Raw genomic sequence first — 551 nt, 5'->3', positions numbered from 1 at the left:
AGTTTCATCAAAGCGGGCTTTGTGAATTTTTATATTTCGACTCACTACATGCCTGAGCAGATTCAACAGCACTTTGGTGATGGTTCTGAGCTCGGTGTGAATATTCATTATGTGCATGAAGAGTCCCCGCTGGGTACTGGTGGTGCTCTGGGCTTATTGCCAGCGGATTTACCGGCAGCATTACCTTTGATTATGATGAATGGTGATGTGTTAACGAAAGTTGACTTCGAGCGCTTACTGGAATTTCACACAGAAAGCCAGGCAGATGCAACCATGTGCGTGCGTGAATATGATTATCAGATCCCTTATGGCGTGATAAACGGGGAGGGCAATAAGATCACTAGTATGGTTGAAAAGCCGATCCAACGTTTCTTTGTTAATGCAGGCATTTACGTGGTGTCACCGAGAGTGATTCAGTCGGTGCCTGAAAATCACCATATTGATATGCCAACGCTGCTTGAGCAACACATGGTTGAACGTGACAATATTTTGATGTTCCCTATCCATGAATATTGGTTGGACATCGGAAGAATGGATGACTTCAACCGTGC

Annotated in this window: 1 protein-coding gene; it reads left to right on the top strand. The window is 44.6% G+C overall.

Annotated elements, in window-relative coordinates:
* Positions 1-551: sugar phosphate nucleotidyltransferase (locus C9J48_RS27710; protein WP_258191575.1), on the top strand; the 551-nt coding region annotated here is incomplete at both ends.

Origin of the sequence: Photobacterium profundum (genome assembly GCF_003026285.1) — a bacterium.
GTDB lineage: Bacteria > Pseudomonadota > Gammaproteobacteria > Enterobacterales > Vibrionaceae > Photobacterium > Photobacterium profundum.
The sequence above is the reverse complement of the archived record's forward strand: the minus strand, read 5'-3'. Positions and strand labels throughout refer to the sequence as shown.